Origin of the sequence: Streptomyces albidochromogenes, from assembly GCF_005981925.1 — a bacterium.
GTDB classification, from domain to species: domain Bacteria; phylum Actinomycetota; class Actinomycetes; order Streptomycetales; family Streptomycetaceae; genus Streptomyces; species Streptomyces albidochromogenes.
On the sequence record NZ_VBVX01000519.1, the window covers coordinates 1 to 2,509 of the forward strand.

The 2,509-nt window shown below is 75.0% G+C and carries 2 protein-coding genes; both read left to right on the forward strand.

Annotated elements, in window-relative coordinates:
• Window positions 1–90 precede the first annotated feature (90 nt).
• Window positions 91–1,290, forward strand: coding sequence for an FAD-dependent oxidoreductase (locus E2E34_RS33335; protein WP_138905568.1), 1,200 nt, complete (start codon window positions 91–93; stop codon window positions 1,288–1,290).
• Between the two features lie 82 nt (window positions 1,291–1,372).
• Window positions 1,373–2,377: a zinc-binding dehydrogenase gene (locus tag E2E34_RS33340; protein ID WP_138905569.1), complete on the forward strand. Its 1,005-nt coding sequence runs from the start codon at window positions 1,373–1,375 to the stop codon at window positions 2,375–2,377.
• The last annotated feature ends 132 nt before the right edge of the window (window positions 2,378–2,509 follow it).

Genomic DNA, 2,509 nt, shown 5'->3' on the forward strand with positions numbered 1-2,509 from the left:
GCCCCGCCCATTCCCGCACCCGATGTCACATCCGGCCCCCGCCGCCCGTCACCACTGTGAGAACGACCCCCGACGGCAAGGAGACCGGACATGCGGCACCACATCACTGTTATCGGCGGCGGCCTCGCCGGCCTCACCGCGGCCGTCACCGCGGCCGAAGCCGGCGCGGCGGTCACCCTGTACGAGGCCCACCACACCCTCGGCGGAAGGGCCCGCACGGCCGAAGGCCCGTACAAGACCAACGAGGGCCCGCACGCCCTCTACAGCGGCGGCCCGCTCTGGTCGTGGCTCAAGCAGCGCGACCTGCTCGGCCCCATCGCGTCCGTTCCCCCGCTCGAAGCCGCCCGCCTCCGCTTCCACCGGGGTGGCGCCCTGCGCCGTACGCCGCCGCTCGCACTGGTGAAGCTCGCCCTGCGTTCCCCCGCGAAGACGCCCGTGGACGCCGACTTCCTGACCTGGGCCACCCGCGAGGTGGGCGAGGCCGGGGCGCGCGCGGCGGCGAACTTCGTCGCGGTCGCCCTCTTCCACCACGATCCCGGCGTCCTCTCCGCCCGCTTCGTCCAGGAGCGGCTGCGGCGCGTCGTCAAGCTGCCGCCGGAGGCGCACTACCCGCGCGGCGGCTGGGCCTCCGTCGTCGACCGGATCGCCGCGCGGGCCTGGAACCTCGGCGTACGGATCGAGACGACCGAGCGCGTCACCTCCCTCGCCGGCCATCGCGGCCCGGTGATCGTCGCCACGTCACTGCAGGCGGCCCGCCGGCTTCTCGACGACTCCACCCTGGCCTGGGACAGCGGACGTACGGTCCTGCTCGATCTGGCCGTCAGGACCCGCGCGGGCGACCCGTTCGTCATCTCCGACCTGGAGGCGCCCGGCTGGATCGAACGGTTCACCGCCCAGGACGCGACCCTCGCCCCCGCCGGGCAGCAGCTCATCCAGAGCCAGTTCCCGATCGCCCCCGAGGAGTCCAGGGCGGACGGCGTCGCCCGCGCCGAGCGCCTGCTCGACCTCGGTTTCCCCGGCTGGCGCGAGCGCGTCACCTGGCGGCGCGATGCCCTCGCGGCGGGCCGTACGGGTGCGCTCGACCGGCCGGGCACCACCTGGCGGGACCGCCCCGGGATCAACCGCGGTGACGGGGTGTTCCTCGCGGGCGACCAGGTGGCGGCGCCGGGCCTGCTGGCCGAGGTGGCGTTCAACAGCGGCCTGGAGGCGGCGGCCCTCGCCCTGCGGACCGGCGCCCCGCGCGCCGCGAACGCCGCCTCACGCGAAGGGCTTGACCTCAACCGCGCTTGAGGCACGAGCCTGGGCCCCGTCGCAGATCAGCAAGGGCGGCAGGCCACAGGCCACGATGCCCTGGAGTCACGAGGAGCCCGTCATGCACGCAGTCCGCCTCCACGCCTTCGGCCCCGCCGAGAACCTCACGTACGAGTGGACCGAGGACCCCGTCCCCGGCCCCGGGCAGGTGCGCGTCGCCGTGGCGGCGGCCGGAGTGCACCTCCTCGACACCGCCCTGCGCGAGGGCATGCCCGGGCCGTTCCCCGCCCCCGTCGCGCTGCCCACCGTCCCCGGCCGCGAGGTCGCCGGCACGGTCGAGTCGCTCGGCGAGGGCGCCGACCCGTCGTGGCTCGGCAAGCGCGTCGTGGTTCACCTGGGCATGGCCCCCGGGGGGTACGCCGAACTGGCCGTCACCGACGCCGAGCGCCTCCAGGAGATCCCGGAGAACCTCGACGAGGCCCAGGCCGTCGCCATGATCGGCACCGGCCGCACCACCCTGGGCATCCTCCAGTTCACCGAGGTGACGGCCGGCACCGTCGCGGTCGTCCCCGCGGCCGCCGGCGGCATCGGCACGCTCCTCGTCCAGTACGTGAAGAACGCCGGAGGCACCGTCATCGGCCTGGCCGGCGGCCCCGCCAAGGTCGCCCGCGTCCAGGAGAACGGCGCCGACCTCGCCGTGGACTACACGCTGCCCGACTGGCCGGCGAAGGTACGCGCCTTCCTCGGCGACCGCGGGGCCACCGTCGTCTTCGACTCGGTCAGCGGCGCCACCGGCCGCGCGGCCGTCGACCTCCTCGGCAGGGGCGGCGAACACCTCGTCTTCGGCTGGTCGTCGGACGGTCTGCGCGACGGCTCGCCGCTGACCTTCACCGACGAGGAACTGGCCGAGCGCGGCATCACCTCCGTGAGCGTCCTCGGCCCGGCGATGCTCGGCAGGGCGGGCGGCGAGAACCCCGTACGCACCCTGGAGAACCGCGCCCTGGCCCAGGCGGCGGCCGGCCGCCTGGTCCCGGCGGTGCAACGCTTCCCCCTGGCGGAGGCGGCGGCGGCCCACCGCGCCCTTGAGACGCGCGGCACGATGGGCAAGGTCGTCCTCGTCCCGTAGGCGCCGCCCCCGCCGGCACGCACCTACTCACTCACCTACGCACGCACGCACAGTCACTTACTCACTCACTCACGCACTCGCAGTCACGCGCTCCGCACCCACTCCGGACCCGTTTCGCGCGACGGCCCGTAC

Excerpts from the sequence above, each read along its gene's own strand:
- E2E34_RS33335 (WP_138905568.1), top strand. The coding sequence starts at position 91 with ATGCGGCACCACATCACTGTTATCGGCGGCGGCCTCGCCGGCCTCACC.
- E2E34_RS33340 (WP_138905569.1), top strand. The coding sequence starts at position 1,373 with ATGCACGCAGTCCGCCTCCACGCCTTCGGCCCCGCCGAGAACCTCACG.